The following is a 15,972-nucleotide window of genomic DNA, read 5'->3' on the forward strand; positions in this document are numbered from 1 at the left end:
TATACTTCGCCGTCCCCGTAATAAGCCATTGGATGCCCGCCCCATGCCCCATTCCGCTGCCCCGCTCGACCTGTTGTTGCTGCCGGACTGGCTGGTACCGGTCGAACCCGCCGGCGTTGTGTTGCAGCAGCACGGGATCGGCATTCGCGACGGCCTGATCGTTTATATCGGTCCGCGCGCCGAGGCCCTGCGCCAGCCGGCCATCGAGGTGCGCGAGTTGCCGGGCATGCTGCTCAGTCCCGGGCTGATCAACGCCCACGGCCATGCGGCGATGACCCTGTTCCGCGGGCTGGCGGACGACCTGCCGTTGATGACTTGGCTGCAGGATCATATCTGGCCGGCCGAGGCGAAGTGGGTCGACGAGGATTTCGTCCGCGACGGCACCGACCTCGCCATCGCTGAACAGTTGAAGGGCGGCATCACCTGCTTCTCCGACATGTATTTCTTCCCGAAGGTCGCGTGCGAGCGAGTGCACAACAGTGGCATTCGCGCACAGATCACCGTGCCGGTGCTGGACTTCCCGATACCCGGCGCGCGCAACAGCGACGAATCCCTGCACATCGGCATCGAGCTGTTCAACGATCTGGCCCACCACGACCGCATCAAGATCGCCATGGGGCCCCACGCGCCCTACACCGTCAGCGACGAGAACCTGGAGAAGATCCGGGTCATCGCCGATGAACTGGACGCGATGATCCAGATGCACGTTCACGAAACCGCCTTTGAAGTGCACGACGCCGTTCAGCAACGTCAGGAGCGCCCCCTTGCGCGGCTGCATCGCCTGGGCCTGCTGGGCCCGCGCTTTCAGGCGGTGCACATGACCCAGATCAGCGATGACGACCTCGCGATGCTGGTCGAGAGCAACTCCAGCGTCATCCACTGCCCAGAATCGAATCTGAAACTGGCCAGCGGCTTCTGCCCGGTCGAGCGCCTGTGGCAGGCCGGTGTCAACGTCGCCATCGGCACCGACGGCGCGGCCAGTAACAACGATCTGGACCTGCTCGGCGAAACCCGCACCGCCGCGCTGCTGGCAAAAGCCGTTGCCGGCTCGGCCACCGCACTGGACGCCCACCGTGCACTGCGCATGGCCACGCTGAACGGCGCCCGCGCCCTGGGCATCGACGATCACACCGGCTCGCTGCAAATCGGCAAGGCCGCCGACATGGTCGCGTTCGACCTGTCCGGCCTTGCGCAACAGCCGGTCTACGATCCGGTATCACAACTTATTTATGCAACGGGTCGCGATTGCGTGACGCACGTCTGGGTCGCCGGCAAGCCATTGCTGCAGGACAAACGCCTGACCCGCATGGACGAAGAAGCGCTGACCCGGACCGCCAAAGCCTGGGGCAACCGCATCGCGGCTGACAAAGCCTGACCCATTGAGCGCCGCCACGGTCAGATACCGTGCCCGGACACCGAATTCAAGTTTCAGAGGATCACACATGAGCAACGTCGACAACGCCGAAATCGCCAAATTCGAGGCCCTCGCCCATCGCTGGTGGGACCGCAACAGCGAGTTCAAGCCCCTTCACGACATCAATCCGCTGCGCGTGAACTGGATTGACGAACGGGTGAATCTGGCGGGCAAGAAGGTCCTCGACGTCGGCTGCGGCGGCGGCATTCTGAGTGAGGCCATGGCCTTGCGTGGCGCGACCGTGACCGGCATCGACATGGGCGAAGCGCCGCTGGCCGTGGCGCGACTGCACCAGCTGGAATCCGGCGTGAGCGTGGAATACCGGCAGATCACCGCCGAAGCGCTGGCCGAAGAAATGCCCGAGCAGTTTGATGTCGTGACCTGTCTGGAAATGCTGGAGCACGTGCCGGACCCGTCGTCGGTGATCCGTGCCTGCTACAAGATGGTCAAGCCGGGCGGTCAGGTGTTTTTTTCTACCATCAATCGCAACCCGAAGGCCTACCTGTTCGCCATTATCGGCGCCGAATACATCATGAACCTGCTGCCGCGCGGCACCCATGACTTCAAGAAATTCATCCGCCCTTCCGAACTGGGCGCGTGGAGCCGCGATGCCGGGCTGCAGGTCAAAGACATCACCGGTCTGACCTACAACCCGTTGACCAAGCACTACAAGCTGGCCTCGGACGTCGACGTCAATTACATGATCCAGACACTGCGGGGAGTCTGAGCCATGCGCTTGAGGGCAGTTCTCTTCGACATGGACGGCACGCTGCTCGACACCGCGCCGGACTTCATCGCGATCTGCCAGGCAATGCTGGCCGAACGCGGCTTACCGCCGGTGAACGACAAGCTGATCCGCGACGAGATATCCGGCGGTGCCAGGGCGATGGTCTCGGCGGCGTTCGCGATGCCCCCCGAGGCAGCGGAATTCGAGGCGCTGCGCCTGGACTTCCTGGCGCGCTATCAGACCGATTGCGCGGTGCACAGCAAACTGTTCGACGGCATGGCCGAATTGCTGGCCGACATCGAGAAAGCCAGACTGATGTGGGGCGTGGTGACCAACAAACCGGTTCGTTTCGCTCAACCGATCATGGAGCAACTGGCTTTGTCGGAGCGTTCCGCGGTGCTGATCTGCCCGGACCATGTGACCAAGAGCAAACCCGATCCGGAGCCGCTGCTGCTGGCCTGCAAGATGCTCGGTCTGGACCCGGCCAGTGTGCTGTTCGTGGGCGATGACCTGCGTGACATCGAATCCGGTCGCGACGCAGGCACCAAGACCGCCGCCGTGCGCTATGGCTACATCCATCCCCAGGACAACCCCGATCACTGGGGCGCGGACGTGGTGGTGAATCACCCGCTGGAGCTGCGCCGGGTCTTGGATGACGCGTTGTGCAGTTGCTGAGGCGACAGTCCGCAACCAAATCCTTCACTGCGCCCATTTAGACATTAGAAAGGAGCCGCCATGTTCAATTACTCCGCCCGCCCCGACCTGCTCAAAGGCCGGGTGATTCTGGTGACCGGGGCCGGCCGTGGCATCGGCGCCGCTGCCGCGAAAACCTATGCCGCCCACGGCGCGACGGTCTTGCTGCTGGGCCGGACCGAAGCGAATCTGAGCGCGCTGTATGACGAGATCGAGGCTGCCGGGCATCCGCAACCGGTGGTCGTCCCGTTCGATCTCGAGACTGCCCTCCCCCGTCAGTACGACGAGCTCGCCGCGATGATCGAAGCAGAGTTCGGCCGCCTGGACGGCGTCTTGCACAACGCCTCGATCATCGGCCCGCGCACGCCGGTCGAACAACTCACCGGTGAGCAATTCATGCAGGTGATGCACGTTAACGTCAACGCCACGTTCATGCTGACCACCGCCTTGCTGCCGTTGCTCAAGCTTTCGGGCGACGCGTCCATCGCGTTCACCTCCAGCAGCGTCGGGCGCAAAGGCCGCGCATACTGGGGCGCCTATGGCGTGTCCAAGTTCGCCACCGAAGGGCTGATGCAGACGCTGGCCGACGAGATCGATGGTCTTGGTTCGCTGCGCGCCAACAGCATCAATCCGGGCGCAACCCGCACCGACATGCGCGCACAGGCATACCCGGCGGAAGATCCGACCAACAACCCGACGCCGGAAGAGATCATGCCGGTGTACCTGTACCTGATGGGCCCGGACAGCATCGGCATCAACGGACAGGCACTGGATGCCCAGACCCGCTGAACCGAGTGGTGCTGACGCGGTTGGCTCACCAAGGCGAGTGACTGCGCAGCGCCGCACTGCAACGCTCTTATCCGCTGAAGGGACGGGCGTAGACGTGACGGTCAGCCTCGGTTGCTCGACGCTGCCGCCGGGCGAATCGCCCGACAGCACGGTGCGACGTGAAGCTACGGCCCTGTACGCCGCCAGGCGCAAGGGCCGCCACCGCCTGGACATGGCGGGCTGAGGGATCAGGCGCGGGCGGGGATCCGGTGTTCACGGACCGAGCCGCTGCCTTCCTGAGATCGTTCCAGCGTCATGCACCGTTCCAGGAACAGGAACATGTACTCGTAGCTCTTGCAGACCGCCATTCGCAGGTCGCTCTGCAATTGCTCGCTGGGGTTGTTGCCGGCCAGGGTGCAGATGATTTCCAGCGCTTCCCAGGGGTGGGAATCGTCGTACTGCGCGTGCATCTTCAGCCACTTCATCGCCCGCTTTCGCGTGTCCGGCGGGAACATGTCCGCGTAGGTGTCCTGGGAACAGACAACGGCCGACCATTCACCGGTGGCGCCTTCGATGGCGTAGTTGGTCGCCGCGATGGCCACCACCAGCGAATCCGACGAACAGCTGTGCCAGCACCAGTGATTCAGGGCGTGAAGTTCCGACGGCACCCGCTGCGCCTGCAAGTCTTCCAGGCTCACCCCGTGGGCGGCGCTCCAGTTGACCCAGTAATCGGCGTGGTTGAGTTCGACCCGAATGTTGCGCATCAACCATCGTCGCGCCATGTCTTCACCCGGGTGTCGGGCGAATCGGGTTTTGGTCAGGTTATGCGCCATATAGACCGCGAACTGTTCGACGACCGGCCAGCCACCAATCAGGTACTGGCGCATGGTCTTAGAACTGAGCCGCCCGTCACGCATGCGTTGATAAAGTTCATGCCCTACCACCTTGGCCTTGGCGTCACTGCAATCTTCAATCAATTGCTGTGCCCAAGCGGGGTAACTGCTGGCATCCATCAGCGGACCGGTTCTAATGAACATATCGATCACTGTGTAGCTCCTTATATAAGTTGCTTAATGGTGTGTTCAGCGAAAAGTCCCGGGAGCGCTGAACAACAGTGGGGTCTGCCTCGCGGGCCGTGCGTGCAGACATTCACAGGTGAATAATTGCGGTCGCTCGATGACGTACCCCTGAGCGTAGTCCACACCGATTTCCAATAACGCCTGCTCTATCTGAGGGCTCTCGACGAACTCGGCGATCGTCTGTTTGCCCATTACGTGCCCGATATGGTTGATCACTTCTACCATCGCCCGGTTGACCGGATCGTCGAGCATGTCCTTTACGAAGCTCCCGTCAATCTTCAGAAAATCCACAGGCAAGTGCTTCAAGTAAGCGAATGACGACATGCCTGCACAGAAGTCATCCAGAGAGAAACGGCATCCCAGACCTTTGAGTTCATTGATGAACCGAATGGCGCTGCCCAGATTGGCGATCGCACTGGTTTCGGTGATTTCAAAACAGATAAGTTCAGGGGGGATTGCGTAGATCTGGAACTGCTGTCGCAAATACTCGAGGAAGGCGTCGTCGCCAATGCTGCTCCCGGACAGGTTGATCGCACACACGGCCATTGGCCCTTCGCGGTGTCCGGACCTGAGGCACTCCGCGATGATCATGAAGACGTGCTGCACGACCCAGCGGTCCAGGGTGGTCATCATGCCGTAGCGCTCGGCGGCGGGGATAAAACTGTCGGGCAGGATCATGCGCCCGGACTCGTCGCGCAGCCGCAGCAGAATCTCGATATGGCCGTGGCGTTGCTCGGCATTGCGACCCAGCGCTGCAATTTCCTGGGAATACAGGCAGAAGCGGTCTTCTTCGAGGGCCATGTGCAGGCGCTGAATCCAGGCCATCTCGCCGAAGCGGGTGGACAGATCGGAGTCATCGTCGTGGTAGACCTGAACCCGGTTGCGGCCTTTTTCCTTGGCCATGTAGCAGGCCATGTCGGCGGCGCGCAGCGACGTCTCAAGGGTGGTCGGGACGTCGTCGATGTGCACCAGACCAATGCTGACGGTGGTGACAAACGGCCGGCCTTTCCAGACAAAATGCAGGCTTTCCACAGTTTGGCGCAGGCTCTCGGCCACTCGCTCGGCGGCCTCCGGCGCGCAGTGTTCAAGGAGGATGCCAAACTCGTCGCCACCCAGACGTGCCAGCGTGTCGCCTTCGCGCACGCCCTGTTGCAGCAGCGTGCAAATGTGCCGCAGCAGTTCATCCCCCGCGGCGTGACCGCTGGTGTCGTTGACCAGCTTGAACTGATCGAGGTCCAGAAACATCAACGCATGCCGCGCCGGCTGTTCGGTCAGGCCGTTGAGGGCCAGTTCCAGGCGGTATTCGAACTCGCGGCGGTTGGTCAAACCGGTCAGCGCATCGTGGGTCGCCTGCCAGGACAAATTGGCGATGTACTGCCGCTCCTGGGTCATGTCATGCAACACCAGCACCGCGCCGCTGACTTTGCCTTCGGTGCGAATCGGCGAGCCGACTAGCGCGACCGAAACGGTGCTGCCGTCCAGGCGTTGAATCAGTCGTGAGCTTTCACTGCCGCCGCCCAGATTGCCGCTGAGCATGCGCTCGATCAGGGTCGAGGTGTCTTTCTGGTCATTCTCGTCGAGCAGGCTGAACAGCGCCGCCAGCGGCAGACCGGCTGCCTGCTCGTTCTTCCAGTGGGTCATGAGCTCGGCGGCGGGGTTCATGTAGACGATGGAGCCGTCGACATCGGTGGTGATGACGCCATCACCGATGGACTCCAGGGTAATCTGCGCGCGTTCTTTTTCCATCTGCAGCGCAATCGCAAAGCCGTGGCGCTGCTCCAGCAGTTTATGGGTGCGCAGCAGCGCGAGGATGATCAGGCACAGCGCGGTGGCGAGGTTGACCACCAGCAGAATCCGCAGGATGACCCGCGAGCCCTCGCCCAGCGCGTCGCTGAAGGCCATGGCCGCCGGCGTGACGCCTTCGTTGATGGCACTGATGCGCTGGCGCCAGCCCATGACTTCACTGTTGGTGACGTTGCCTTCCTGAATGCGCGCGTGCATTTCGCGGGCGACTTCATCCAGTTGCACCAGATAGTTGTCACCGACCTTCCACAGGTCGATGGCCTTCTCGAGATAGCTGAAGTGCTGAAAATTCAGGTAGAGCCAGATGATGCTCTGGGCATCGTCGGGATGGTTACCACCCTGCAGAATCCCCGCAGTAGCGCGCGCGATGTCGGGCACCGGCTGATCCATCGCCAGGCGCAAGTCATGCCCGCCCTGGGGAATGGCAATCGCTTTCTGGTACTTCAGGTAATTGATGTCATCTCGACTGTTGGCGTAGAGATTCAGGTAGTAAATGGCGTCCTTCTGGCCCTTCGACCACAGGCTCTCGCCGCCAATGTAGCTGCGGACCGCCGACATCATGTACAAGCTGACGCAGCCGAGCAGTGCCTGTAACAGCACGACGGCGATAAATGGCCAGACGATGCCCAGAAGACGAGGCTTCTCGAGAATCCGCTTTTGCTTCATGGTGTCCCTTTGATCAGCACTGCCAGATACTCATTCCCCCTTCACCAGGCAACCTTCCTGGAGCCTGAGGGACTTCGCTAATTTCCACGATGCAGCAGACAATCTCTCACATCTTTTACAAGACGTAACCAGCCATTTGAGTGCGGAGACGTAAATATGACGCTTTTCACATTTTCAGTGATTGCCATGGGAGAGCATAGCCCGAGGATTGACGTGGTCCAGTGGCGATACGCCATTTCAGTGTGGCGGCCCTAAAACCCGTCGCGCTGTTTCACACCTGCTGCAGGTGTCCGTAGAGCCTGGCGTACAGCCCGCCGTCTGCAATCAGTTGCTGATGATCACCGTCTTCGGCGATCCGCCCGCCATCGAACACCAATACACGGTCCGCCTGTTTCACCGCCGACAGTCGGTGGGCAATGATCAGCGTCGTGCGGCCACTGAGAAACCGGTTGAGCGCCTGGTGCAGGTTGTACTCGGTGGCGGCGTCCAGCGCAGAGGTGGCCTCGTCGAGAATCACCACCTTGGGATCGGCCAGCACCATGCGCGCAATGGCCAGCCTTTGGCGCTGGCCGCCGGACAACCGAACACCCGAGCGCCCGACCACGCTGTCCAGCCCCAGCGGCAGCGCGCGGATCGTCGCATCCATCTGGGCGATTTCCAGCGCCTGCCAACAGGCCCTGTCGTCCTGCTCCCGGCCCATCAACAGGTTGGCGCGGACGGTGTCGTTGAACAGCGCCGGATGCTGCAAGACCACGGCGACGTTCTCGCGCACGGTGTCCAGGCCGATCTCCTGCAAGCTTGAGCCACCAAACCGGATGAGACCGGATTTCGCGGTGTAGAGCCCGAGCAGCAACTGCACCAGGGTGCTTTTGCCACCGCCGCTGGCGCCGACGATCGCGACTTTTTCGCCGGGATTGATCGACAGGTCTAGCTGATCGAGGACCAACTCGTCGTTGTAGCCGAAGCTCAGCCCGCGGACGTCGATGCTCACCGTCTGCCGACCCGCGAACGGATTGCTCTGCCCCGGATACTGAGGCTCGTCCGCGCGGGCCAGCAGTTCGTTGATGCGCGTCAGAGCACCGCCCGCCGCGTAATAGGCGTACTGCAGATTCAGCAGTTGTTCGACCGGACCGATCATGAACCACAGGTAGCTGAACACCGCGAGCATGTGGCCGATGGACAGGTCGGAGAACAGCACCGTGAGCATCGCGGCAGCGCGGAAAATGTCGATGCCGAATTGAAACAGCAGCCCGCTGGCCCGGCCCGACGCGTCGCTCTTCCACTGGGACGACACCGCGTAATCGCGCACTTCCCGGGCACGCAGGCCGAGCAATCCGAGGAAATAGCCCTGACGGTTACTGGCACGGATCTCCTGAATACCCTCGAGGGTTTCGGTCAGCGCCTGGGTGAAGCGTGAGGTGCTGTCGTTTTCCAGTTTCTTGAGGTGCTTGACGCGCTTGCCAAGCTTCACCGTGGCGAACACCACCAGCGGGTTGAACAGCAGGATCAGCAGCGCCAGTTGCCAGTGCATCCACATCAAGATCGCAGCGGTCCCAGTGAGGGTCAGCATCGCCACGAGAAACTTGCTCAGCGTCTCGCCGACGAATTTGTCCACGGTGTCCAGATCCGTCACCAGATGCGCGGTGACCGTGCCAGTGCCCAGGCTTTCGTATTCGCTCAGCGAGATCCGCTTGAGCCGCTCGATCAGGCGCGTGCGGATGCGATAGACGATGTCCTTGGCGAGCCCGGCGAACAAGCGCGACTGGATCACGTTGAACACCAGCGCCCCCAAACGCAGACACAGTGTCGCCACCAGCATCAGACCGATATAGCCGACGGGCTTTTGCAGACTGTCCGGCAAAAACTGATTCATGAAGACGAGTGCCGAATTACCTTTGCCCAGCAGCACTTCATCGACCAGCAAGGGCAGCAGCAGCGGGATCGGCACCGAGCAGAGCACCGCCAGGACCGCGACGCCATTGGCCACCCACAGCGCCTTCTTGTGCTGCAGCGCGAGGCGCCTGATCTGCGCCCAGTTCAAGCGGTCAGCGACAGGAGGTTCATTAGCCGGTGCAGCGGGATGGCGATGTTCCAGATCAGGGACGTCAGGCACTGGCGTTGCGCTCCAGCCAGCGACCCAGCAAAGGCCCGAGGACCTCCAGGGGTTGATAGCCGTTGGTCAGCAGCGCCAGTTGGCCGTTGCGCTCGGCGAGCATCGTCGGGAAACCCGCGATGCCCAAGTCCTGAACCCAGGAAAAATCCGACGCGGTGGCCGTGTGCTGTTCGACGCTGTCGAAGGCTTCGGCGAACTCGATGCGCGGCAAACCGGCTTTTTCGGCGAGTTCGGCCAGCACCGAGCCGTGGGTCACGTCGCGACCGTGAAGGTAAAAGGCCTGCTGGATTTCTTTGACCAGCCGCCAGGCGACGTCCGGTGCCAGGCTGCGCGCCGCAACGATGGCCCGGCAGGCGGGCGCAGTGTCGTAGACGAAACCGTCGGGCAAGGCATCCTCGAAACGGAACGTCTGGCCCGTGGCCTCGTGCACCGCTTGCCAGTGTTCAAGAATGTAACGTTTGGTCGTCGGTTCCAGCGCCGCGCCACTGCCGGTGCGCAATCCGCCCACCACCAGATGCAACGGCACCCCCGCCGCTCCCGCCTGCTCGACCAATGCTTCGGCCACCGGAGAAAACCCCCAGCACCAGGAACACATCGGGTCCATCACGTACAGCAGGCGGGTGGACATGGTTCAGGCCTTGTTGCTTGGGGTTTCAGTCGCCTGGCCGTCGAGCGCACGGTAATTGCGACCGATAGGGTGCGGCTGATTGCGCGCCTTCGCCAGCTCGATCTGCTTTTGCCGGTCGATGGCGCTGCGGCGGGTTTTCTCGCTCAGCGAATCCCAGCAGTGCGGGCAACTGACGCCCGGCGAATAATGCTCGCTGGCCCGGTCTTCTGCGCTGATCGGCGTGCGGCAGGCATGGCATTGATCGTAGTCGCCTTCGGTCAGGTCGTGGCGGACCGTGACGCGATTATCGAACACGAAGCAGTCGCCCTGCCAGCGGGTTTCTTCCTCGGGCACTTCTTCCAGGTATTTGAGGATGCCGCCCTTGAGGTGATAGACCTCTTCAAAGCCTTCACCGAGCATGTAGCTGGACGCCTTTTCACAGCGAATGCCGCCGGTGCAGAACATCGCGACCTTCTTGTGCTTCGCTGGATCGAAGTGGGTTTTGATGTAGTCCGGAAATTCACGGAAGGACGTGGTCTTGGGGTCAATCGCGCCTTCGAAGGTGCCGATGGACACTTCGTAATCGTTGCGCGTGTCGATGAGCAGCACTTCAGGGTCGGCGATCAGCGCGTTCCAGTCCTTGGGATCGACGTAGGTGCCCACCGCCTTGTTCGGGTCGACGCCCGGGACGCCCAACGTCACGATCTCTTTCTTGAGCTTGACCTTGGTGCGGTAGAACGGCTGGTCGTCGCAGTACGATTCCTTGTGATCGATGTCGACCATGCGCGGATCGTTCTTCAGCCAGGCCATCAGGCCGTCGATGCCCTCGCGGCTGCCGGAGACCGTGCCGTTGATGCCTTCTTCAGCGATCAGCAAGGTGCCTTTGATGCCGTTGTCGACCATCGCCTGCAGCAGGGGCTCGCGCAGTGCGACGTAATCGGAAAGGGTGACGAATTTGTACAGCGCCGCAACGACGATGGGGGCGGTTTGGGTCATGTAGCGTCTCCAGGTGGTGACCCTCGCAAAGGGCCTACCGGGTGAATGATTCAGATGAACGCGTGCCGACCGGGCAACGCGGCGCGGATTCTATCAAGAATCGAACGTGGGCAGGCAGGCGGGTTGATCAATCGTCTCAATCACCCTGCTCATCTATCGTGAACATCGGCATCTGCCTCACAGACGCCTCAAAACCTGGGCACGAATGGTGGGTAGACCGGCCATCGATGCGGTGGTCTCGGAGGCAACCCTCGCGGATTCGACGACCGCAGAAACGAATTTCAACGCGGCGCTGGCACACGCCTCGAAGCTGGCTGCAGATCTGACGTGAAGGCTCGTTAGCATGAGGCAAAAACAAACCTAACGAATGTTAGGTAGCCTATTGACGTATGCGGATTTCGCGCCTAAGGTCTGCCTACCTAACAAACGTTAGGTGAACATTCTTCCACCACAGGACGGCGCCATGACAACCAAATTGCAGCTATTCACCTCTCCTTCGGCGTTTCCCAATCCCCAGCGACTGCGCCTGTTCATGCACGAAAAGGGTATCGCCGATCAGTTCGATGAAACCATCTATGACATGGCGCCCGGTGGCGAGCAACGCGGCTGGCGTCACCTCAACATGAACCCATGGGGAGAAACCCCTACGCTCCAGTTGGCGGATGGCAGCTATATTTCCGAAACACCGGCCATCGCCCGTTTTCTCGACCAGTCCTACCCAGGCCGCAAGATCATGGGCGAAAGCGCGCTGGAACAAGGCCTGGACAACATGTGGGATAACCGCATCTGGGTGCATATCCTGTATCGGATCGTCACGGCTTTTCACGTCTTGCACACAGGGCTCGGCTTCAAGCTGGAGCTGACGAAGAATGAGGCATGGGGTGAGCACTGCCGCAAGGAGGCACTGATGCACGCCGCCCTGGTGAATCGTCATCTGGCTGACGGTCGCGAGTGGCTGCTCGGCGGTGCCGAACCCACGTTTGCCGACATCACGCTGGCGACCGCGATTGCCTTCTCCAAATTCCCGGTGAACGCAACCCCGCTGGACGAGCGTTTCGAGCACCTGGACAGCTACTGGCAGCGTTGGCAGAAACGCCCGGCCTTCCAGGCCGCCTACGCTGATCGCAGCAGTGGCATACCTGAGCTGGATTCGCCTTCTGCGTGATACGTCCGTAGGGCAAGTCATGATCTGTGAGGACGGTTGCAGGGACTTTTGCTCTAAGATCGCCGGTTCCACTGCAACTCGTCCGACCCAGGAAAGGCACGACAATGAGCATCAACGCCCGCGAAGCCATACTTCTGGCCGCCCGAAACATTGCCCAGTCACAGGGTTACAACGGACTGAATTTTCGCGACCTGGCCCAAGCGGTTGGCATCAAGCCAGCCAGCATCTACTACCACTTCCCGAGCAAGGCTGACCTGGGCATTGCCGTTGCCAGGCGGTACTGGCAAGACGGTGCGGCGGCGCTGGAGACGCTTTCTGAGGAGACGCCGGACCCCGCTGAAGCACTGCGTCGTTTTCCAGAGATCTTTCGTCGCTCGCTGGAGGCCGGCAACCGGCTGTGTCTGGCCAGCTTCGTGGGAGCGGAAACCGATAATCTGCCCACGGCCATGGCCGAGGAGATTCAGGCTTTTGCTCAGGTGAATACAGACTGGCTGCGCCGACAGCTTGTCGCCGCCAACTGCTGCGAGGCAACCGACAGCGACGTCCGCGCGCGCGCCATTTTTTCGGCCGTCGCGGGGGCCCAGCTCATCGCAAGAAGCCGGTCAGACATCACGCTGTTCGATACGTTGATCGCGGCCTATCGCGCTTATGGCCCCTTACCGGCTTGATAGCCGCTTGCCCCCGAAGCCTGCAGCAAGGCCTGCTTCGGGGGGCAGGCGTCAGTCATGCCCACCCGCACAGGTCGGTGAAGACGGCGCGGCGCCGAGCTTCGCCCATTCCTCCGGTGTGTAGGTGTGCAGCGCCAGAGCGTGGAACTCACCCATCAGGCCACCGAGCAGGCCGTAGACCTTCTGGTGACGCTTGACCGCGTTGAGGCCGGCGAACTGCTCGCTGACCACCACCGCCTTGTAGTGAGTGTCCGTGCCGCGACTGTGCATGTGGCTTTCATTGAGCACCTGAAGGTACTCGGGCTGAAAGACCGTCAACGCGGATTCGATTCGCTGTTGCATGCTCATGTCAGGCTTCGCTTATGGCTTCTTGGCAGGAGCGGCCGGTGCAGCTGGCTTGGCGCCGGCCGGGGTCAGTTCCTTGGTCATGTCGGCGAGCAGCTTGTTGACCACAGGCACCGCGCTTTCCAGTTTGCTCTGGGTCAGCTGGAACGACTGCTGGCTGATCTGCGGCATCTTCGCCTGGACTTTCTGGCCCAGTGGCGACTGATAGAAGGCAACCAGGTCTTTCAGCTCGCTTTCGGTGAAGTTCGAGGTGTACAGCTTGACCATGTCAGGCTGCAGTTTTGGCCAGCTGATCACCTGATCCAGCGCGGCGTTGGCCTTGCCCTGATAGGTTTCGAGAGTGGCTTGCTTGGACGCAGGTGCTTTGGTTTCAGCGAAGCGCTGAGCGAACATCTGCTGGACTTGCATGTAAACCGGCGCACCCAGTTGATCGGCGTGAGCCAGTTTGAGGAACGCTACAGCACTGGCTTCATGGCTGGCGGTATCGGCAAGAACCTGGCCGCTGGCACATACCAGAGCAACCGCAGCACAAATGGCACGAAGACGGGTCATCGAGTTTCCTTATCTAGCAGGCGAGGCAGAACCCCAAGGCCGGCCATTCTGCGCCCCTTTGCGCATTTCCCTCAACCCCCGACCCTACGAGCGGTTATCCCGCAGGCGTGACGCCCTCGCCCGCACGAAGGTTTAAGGCGACCGGCCCGGGCGTTTTGTCGCACACTGTGCGCACCTGTTCCGACCGCACAGCAGCCACGGGGAACCCACCGACTCCCCCGGTTACTAAACTGCGCCAATCGATCTTAAGGAGAGAGTCCAGTGAGCCGTACCGAAACCGACAGCATAGGTCCGATCGACGTCCCCGAAGACGCTTACTGGGGGGCACAGACGCAACGATCCCTGATCAACTTCGCCATTGGCCAGGAGCGCATGCCGCTGCCGGTATTGCACGCGCTGGCGCTGATCAAAAAAGCCGCGGCGCGGGTCAATAATCGCAACGGCGACCTGCCGGCCGATATTGCCAACCTGATCGAGCAGTCCGCTGACGAGGTGCTGCAAGGCCAGCTCGACGATCAGTTTCCCCTGGTGGTCTGGCAGACCGGCAGCGGCACCCAGAGCAACATGAACGTCAACGAAGTCATCGCCGGCCGTGCCAACGAACTGGCGGGTGGCGTTCGCGGCGGCAAATCGCCGGTTCACCCCAACGATCACGTCAATCGCTCGCAAAGCTCCAACGACTGCTTCCCCACCGCGATGCACATCGCGGCCGTGCAAGCGGTGAAAGAGCAACTGCTGCCGGCGATCGCCGAACTGTCCAACGGTCTGTCCGAGCAGTCCTCGCGGCACATGAAACTGGTGAAAACCGGCCGCACGCACATGATGGACGCCACGCCCATCACCTTCGGCCAGGAGCTCTCGGCCTACGTCGCCCAGCTCGATTACGCTGAAAAAAGCATCCGCGCCGCGTTGCCTGCGGTGTGCGAGCTGGCCCAGGGCGGCACCGCTGTCGGCACCGGCTTGAACTCGCCCCACGGATTCGCCGAGGCCGTTGCCGCCGAATTGTCCGCGCTGTCCGGCCTGCCCTTCGTCACCGCACCGAACAAGTTTGCCGCGCTGGCCGGCCATGAGCCCCTGACCGCGCTGTCCGGCGCGCTGAAAACCCTGGCCGTGACCCTGATGAAGATCGCCAACGACCTGCGCCTGCTGGGTTCCGGCCCACGTGCGGGCCTGGCTGAAGTAAAGCTGCCGGCCAACGAACCGGGCAGCTCGATCATGCCGGGCAAGGTCAACCCGACCCAGTGCGAAGCGCTGTCGATGCTGGCGTGTCAGGTGATGGGCAACGACACCACGATCACCTTCGCCGCCAGTCAGGGCCACCTGCAGCTGAACGTGTTCAAGCCGGTGATCATCCACAACCTGTTGCAATCGATCCGCTTGCTGGGCGATGGCTGCCGCAACTTCAACGAGCATTGCATTGCCGGCATGGAACCGGATGCCGCCAAGATGGCCGAGCATCTGGAGCGCGGCCTGATGCTGGTGACCGCGCTGAACCCGCACATCGGCTACGACAAGTCGGCGCAGATCGCCAAGAAAGCCTACAGCGAAGGCTTGACCCTGCGCGAAGCGGCGCTGCAGCTGGGCTTCCTCACCGACGCCGAGTTCGACGCCTGGGTGCGTCCGGAAAAAATGCTCGAGGCTGGCAGCAATGGCTGAATCCATCAGCGGCGCCACGCCACTGGAAGGCTATGGCAAACGCATCCTGATGATCATCGGCACGCCGAAAAGCATCAGCCTCGGCCACGCGCTGGGCGAGGCGTATGCCCAGGGCGCGCGCAGCAAAGGTCATGTGGTGCGGGTGCTGAAGCTCGACGAAATGGATTTCGACCCGGTGCTGCGCGGTGGCTATGAGTCCGCCCAGACCCTGGAACACGATCTGCTTGAAGCCCAGCGCGAGGTGCACTGGGCACAGCATCTGGTGTTTGTGTATCCGGTCTGGTGGGGCGGTTTGCCGAGCCTGCTGGGTGGATTCTTCGACCGGGTGTTCATGCCCGGTTTTGCCTTCAAGGCCCATGGCAGGCACCACCCTTCCAACGAGCTGCTGAAGGGCCGGACAGCGGAATTGCTGGTGACCATGGACACGCCCTCGCGGTATTTCCGCTGGGTCTTCAAGGCCCCTGCCCATCGGCAGATGGTCCGAACCATCCTTGAATTCTGCGGGATCAAGACCACACGCCTGACGGAGTTCTCGCCGGTGCGCACCTCTACCGAGGAGCAGCGTCAGCAGTGGATTCGTCAGGCCGAGGGGCTGGGGAAGCGCTAAATCAAGTGCCTGCACTTCCAAAAAATGGGGAAGCGGGTGTGCAAGTTGATGGAACCGTTAAGAACGCTACTATTCAAATGATCTGACTCACATTGTGGCGGCGCCTGTCGCCC

General features: G+C 61.7%; 15 protein-coding genes and 1 pseudogene. 9 read left to right on the forward strand and 7 right to left on the reverse strand.

Translation table 11 applies throughout. The features are described 5' to 3' along the window. Positions 1–43: 43 nt before the first annotated feature. From QWI18_RS08925 to QWI18_RS08940, 4 genes are all read left to right on the forward strand, one after another. The gene (locus QWI18_RS08925; RefSeq protein WP_065992970.1) at positions 44–1,375 is read left to right on the forward strand and encodes a TRZ/ATZ family hydrolase; all 1,332 of its coding nucleotides are present in this window, start codon (positions 44–46) and stop codon (positions 1,373–1,375) included. 67 nt (positions 1,376–1,442) lie between these two features. Continuing rightward, entirely contained in the window at positions 1,443–2,141 is a 699-nt protein-coding gene (ubiG, locus tag QWI18_RS08930; RefSeq protein ID WP_192133799.1) for a bifunctional 2-polyprenyl-6-hydroxyphenol methylase/3-demethylubiquinol 3-O-methyltransferase UbiG, read from the forward strand. A gap of 3 nt (positions 2,142–2,144) precedes the next feature. Next, positions 2,145–2,816, forward strand: a complete 672-nt coding sequence (gene mupP / locus QWI18_RS08935) for an N-acetylmuramic acid 6-phosphate phosphatase MupP (protein WP_369318659.1) — start codon at positions 2,145–2,147, stop codon at positions 2,814–2,816. Between the two features lie 60 nt (positions 2,817–2,876). Then, positions 2,877–3,623 (forward strand): YciK family oxidoreductase, encoded by a 747-nt coding sequence (locus tag QWI18_RS08940; protein WP_296306407.1) that lies wholly within the window; start codon positions 2,877–2,879, stop codon positions 3,621–3,623. Between the two features lie 227 nt (positions 3,624–3,850). Here QWI18_RS08940 and QWI18_RS08945 read toward each other — a convergent pair whose 3' ends face one another. The 5 genes from QWI18_RS08945 to QWI18_RS08965 form a co-directional block, all read right to left on the reverse strand. After that, positions 3,851–4,648 carry a TenA family transcriptional regulator gene (locus QWI18_RS08945; RefSeq protein ID WP_065992963.1) on the reverse strand — a complete coding sequence of 266 codons (798 nt, stop codon included), beginning with the start codon at positions 4,646–4,648 and terminating at the stop codon, positions 3,851–3,853. Positions 4,649–4,684: 36 nt separating this feature from the next. Then, positions 4,685–7,150 carry an EAL domain-containing protein gene (locus QWI18_RS08950; protein WP_369318660.1) on the reverse strand — a complete coding sequence of 822 codons (2,466 nt, stop codon included), beginning with the start codon at positions 7,148–7,150 and terminating at the stop codon, positions 4,685–4,687. Between the two features lie 271 nt (positions 7,151–7,421). Next, complete coding sequence (locus QWI18_RS08955) at positions 7,422–9,245, reverse strand: ABC transporter ATP-binding protein (RefSeq protein ID WP_192134055.1); 1,824 nt, start codon at positions 9,243–9,245, stop codon at positions 7,422–7,424. Positions 9,246–9,255: 10 nt separating this feature from the next. Then, a complete protein-coding gene (locus QWI18_RS08960; protein WP_192133815.1) occupies positions 9,256–9,891 on the reverse strand; it encodes a DsbA family protein in 636 nt (211 codons plus the stop codon). A gap of 3 nt (positions 9,892–9,894) precedes the next feature. Continuing rightward, complete coding sequence (locus tag QWI18_RS08965) at positions 9,895–10,866, reverse strand: rhodanese-related sulfurtransferase (protein ID WP_369318661.1); 972 nt, start codon at positions 10,864–10,866, stop codon at positions 9,895–9,897. A 187-nt stretch (positions 10,867–11,053) separates the two neighbouring features. On the opposite strand from QWI18_RS08965, the pseudogene QWI18_RS08970 reads away from it, so the two are divergent. The 3 genes and pseudogenes from QWI18_RS08970 to QWI18_RS08980 form a co-directional block, all read left to right on the forward strand. Next, positions 11,054–11,197, forward strand: a pseudogene (locus QWI18_RS08970) (FMN-dependent NADH-azoreductase); the annotation flags it as partial. Between the two features lie 132 nt (positions 11,198–11,329). After that, positions 11,330–12,031 carry a glutathione S-transferase family protein gene (locus QWI18_RS08975; protein ID WP_296306417.1) on the forward strand — a complete coding sequence of 234 codons (702 nt, stop codon included), beginning with the start codon at positions 11,330–11,332 and terminating at the stop codon, positions 12,029–12,031. 104 nt (positions 12,032–12,135) lie between these two features. Further along, positions 12,136–12,699 (forward strand): TetR/AcrR family transcriptional regulator, encoded by a 564-nt coding sequence (locus tag QWI18_RS08980; protein ID WP_369318662.1) that lies wholly within the window; start codon positions 12,136–12,138, stop codon positions 12,697–12,699. A 51-nt stretch (positions 12,700–12,750) separates the two neighbouring features. Here QWI18_RS08980 and QWI18_RS08985 read toward each other — a convergent pair whose 3' ends face one another. Together QWI18_RS08985 and QWI18_RS08990 are read right to left on the reverse strand one after the other, a co-directional pair. After that, positions 12,751–13,047: a BolA family transcriptional regulator gene (locus tag QWI18_RS08985; RefSeq protein ID WP_065992949.1), complete on the reverse strand. Its 297-nt coding sequence runs from the start codon at positions 13,045–13,047 to the stop codon at positions 12,751–12,753. A gap of 12 nt (positions 13,048–13,059) precedes the next feature. Continuing rightward, positions 13,060–13,596 carry a DUF2059 domain-containing protein gene (locus QWI18_RS08990; RefSeq protein WP_065992947.1) on the reverse strand — a complete coding sequence of 179 codons (537 nt, stop codon included), beginning with the start codon at positions 13,594–13,596 and terminating at the stop codon, positions 13,060–13,062. 261 nt (positions 13,597–13,857) lie between these two features. Between QWI18_RS08990 and QWI18_RS08995 the strand changes: the two genes are divergently transcribed. Together QWI18_RS08995 and QWI18_RS09000 are read left to right on the forward strand one after the other, a co-directional pair. Further along, positions 13,858–15,252, forward strand: a complete 1,395-nt coding sequence (locus QWI18_RS08995; protein ID WP_369318663.1) for a class II fumarate hydratase — start codon at positions 13,858–13,860, stop codon at positions 15,250–15,252. Continuing rightward, a complete protein-coding gene (locus QWI18_RS09000; protein WP_296308026.1) occupies positions 15,245–15,859 on the forward strand; it encodes an NAD(P)H-dependent oxidoreductase in 615 nt (204 codons plus the stop codon). Before QWI18_RS08995 ends, QWI18_RS09000 begins: the two co-directional genes overlap by 8 nt. Positions 15,860–15,972 lie beyond the last annotated feature (113 nt).

The sequence above is a fragment of the Pseudomonas sp. W2Oct36 genome (assembly GCF_041060465.1).
In the GTDB taxonomy this organism is placed as follows: domain Bacteria; phylum Pseudomonadota; class Gammaproteobacteria; order Pseudomonadales; family Pseudomonadaceae; genus Aquipseudomonas; species Aquipseudomonas graminis_B.

Excerpts from the sequence above, each read along its gene's own strand:
- QWI18_RS08990 (WP_065992947.1), bottom strand. The coding sequence starts at position 13,596 with ATGACCCGTCTTCGTGCCATTTGTGCTGCGGTTGCTCTGGTATGTGCC.
- QWI18_RS09000 (WP_296308026.1), top strand. The coding sequence starts at position 15,245 with ATGGCTGAATCCATCAGCGGCGCCACGCCACTGGAAGGCTATGGCAAA.
- QWI18_RS08980 (WP_369318662.1), top strand. The coding sequence starts at position 12,136 with ATGAGCATCAACGCCCGCGAAGCCATACTTCTGGCCGCCCGAAACATT.
- QWI18_RS08965 (WP_369318661.1), bottom strand. The coding sequence starts at position 10,866 with ATGACCCAAACCGCCCCCATCGTCGTTGCGGCGCTGTACAAATTCGTC.
- QWI18_RS08960 (WP_192133815.1), bottom strand. The coding sequence starts at position 9,891 with ATGTCCACCCGCCTGCTGTACGTGATGGACCCGATGTGTTCCTGGTGC.
- QWI18_RS08925 (WP_065992970.1), top strand. The coding sequence starts at position 44 with ATGCCCCATTCCGCTGCCCCGCTCGACCTGTTGTTGCTGCCGGACTGG.
- QWI18_RS08940 (WP_296306407.1), top strand. The coding sequence starts at position 2,877 with ATGTTCAATTACTCCGCCCGCCCCGACCTGCTCAAAGGCCGGGTGATT.
- QWI18_RS08975 (WP_296306417.1), top strand. The coding sequence starts at position 11,330 with ATGACAACCAAATTGCAGCTATTCACCTCTCCTTCGGCGTTTCCCAAT.
- mupP (WP_369318659.1), top strand. The coding sequence starts at position 2,145 with ATGCGCTTGAGGGCAGTTCTCTTCGACATGGACGGCACGCTGCTCGAC.
- ubiG (WP_192133799.1), top strand. The coding sequence starts at position 1,443 with ATGAGCAACGTCGACAACGCCGAAATCGCCAAATTCGAGGCCCTCGCC.
- QWI18_RS08950 (WP_369318660.1), bottom strand. The coding sequence starts at position 7,150 with ATGAAGCAAAAGCGGATTCTCGAGAAGCCTCGTCTTCTGGGCATCGTC.
- QWI18_RS08985 (WP_065992949.1), bottom strand. The coding sequence starts at position 13,047 with ATGAGCATGCAACAGCGAATCGAATCCGCGTTGACGGTCTTTCAGCCC.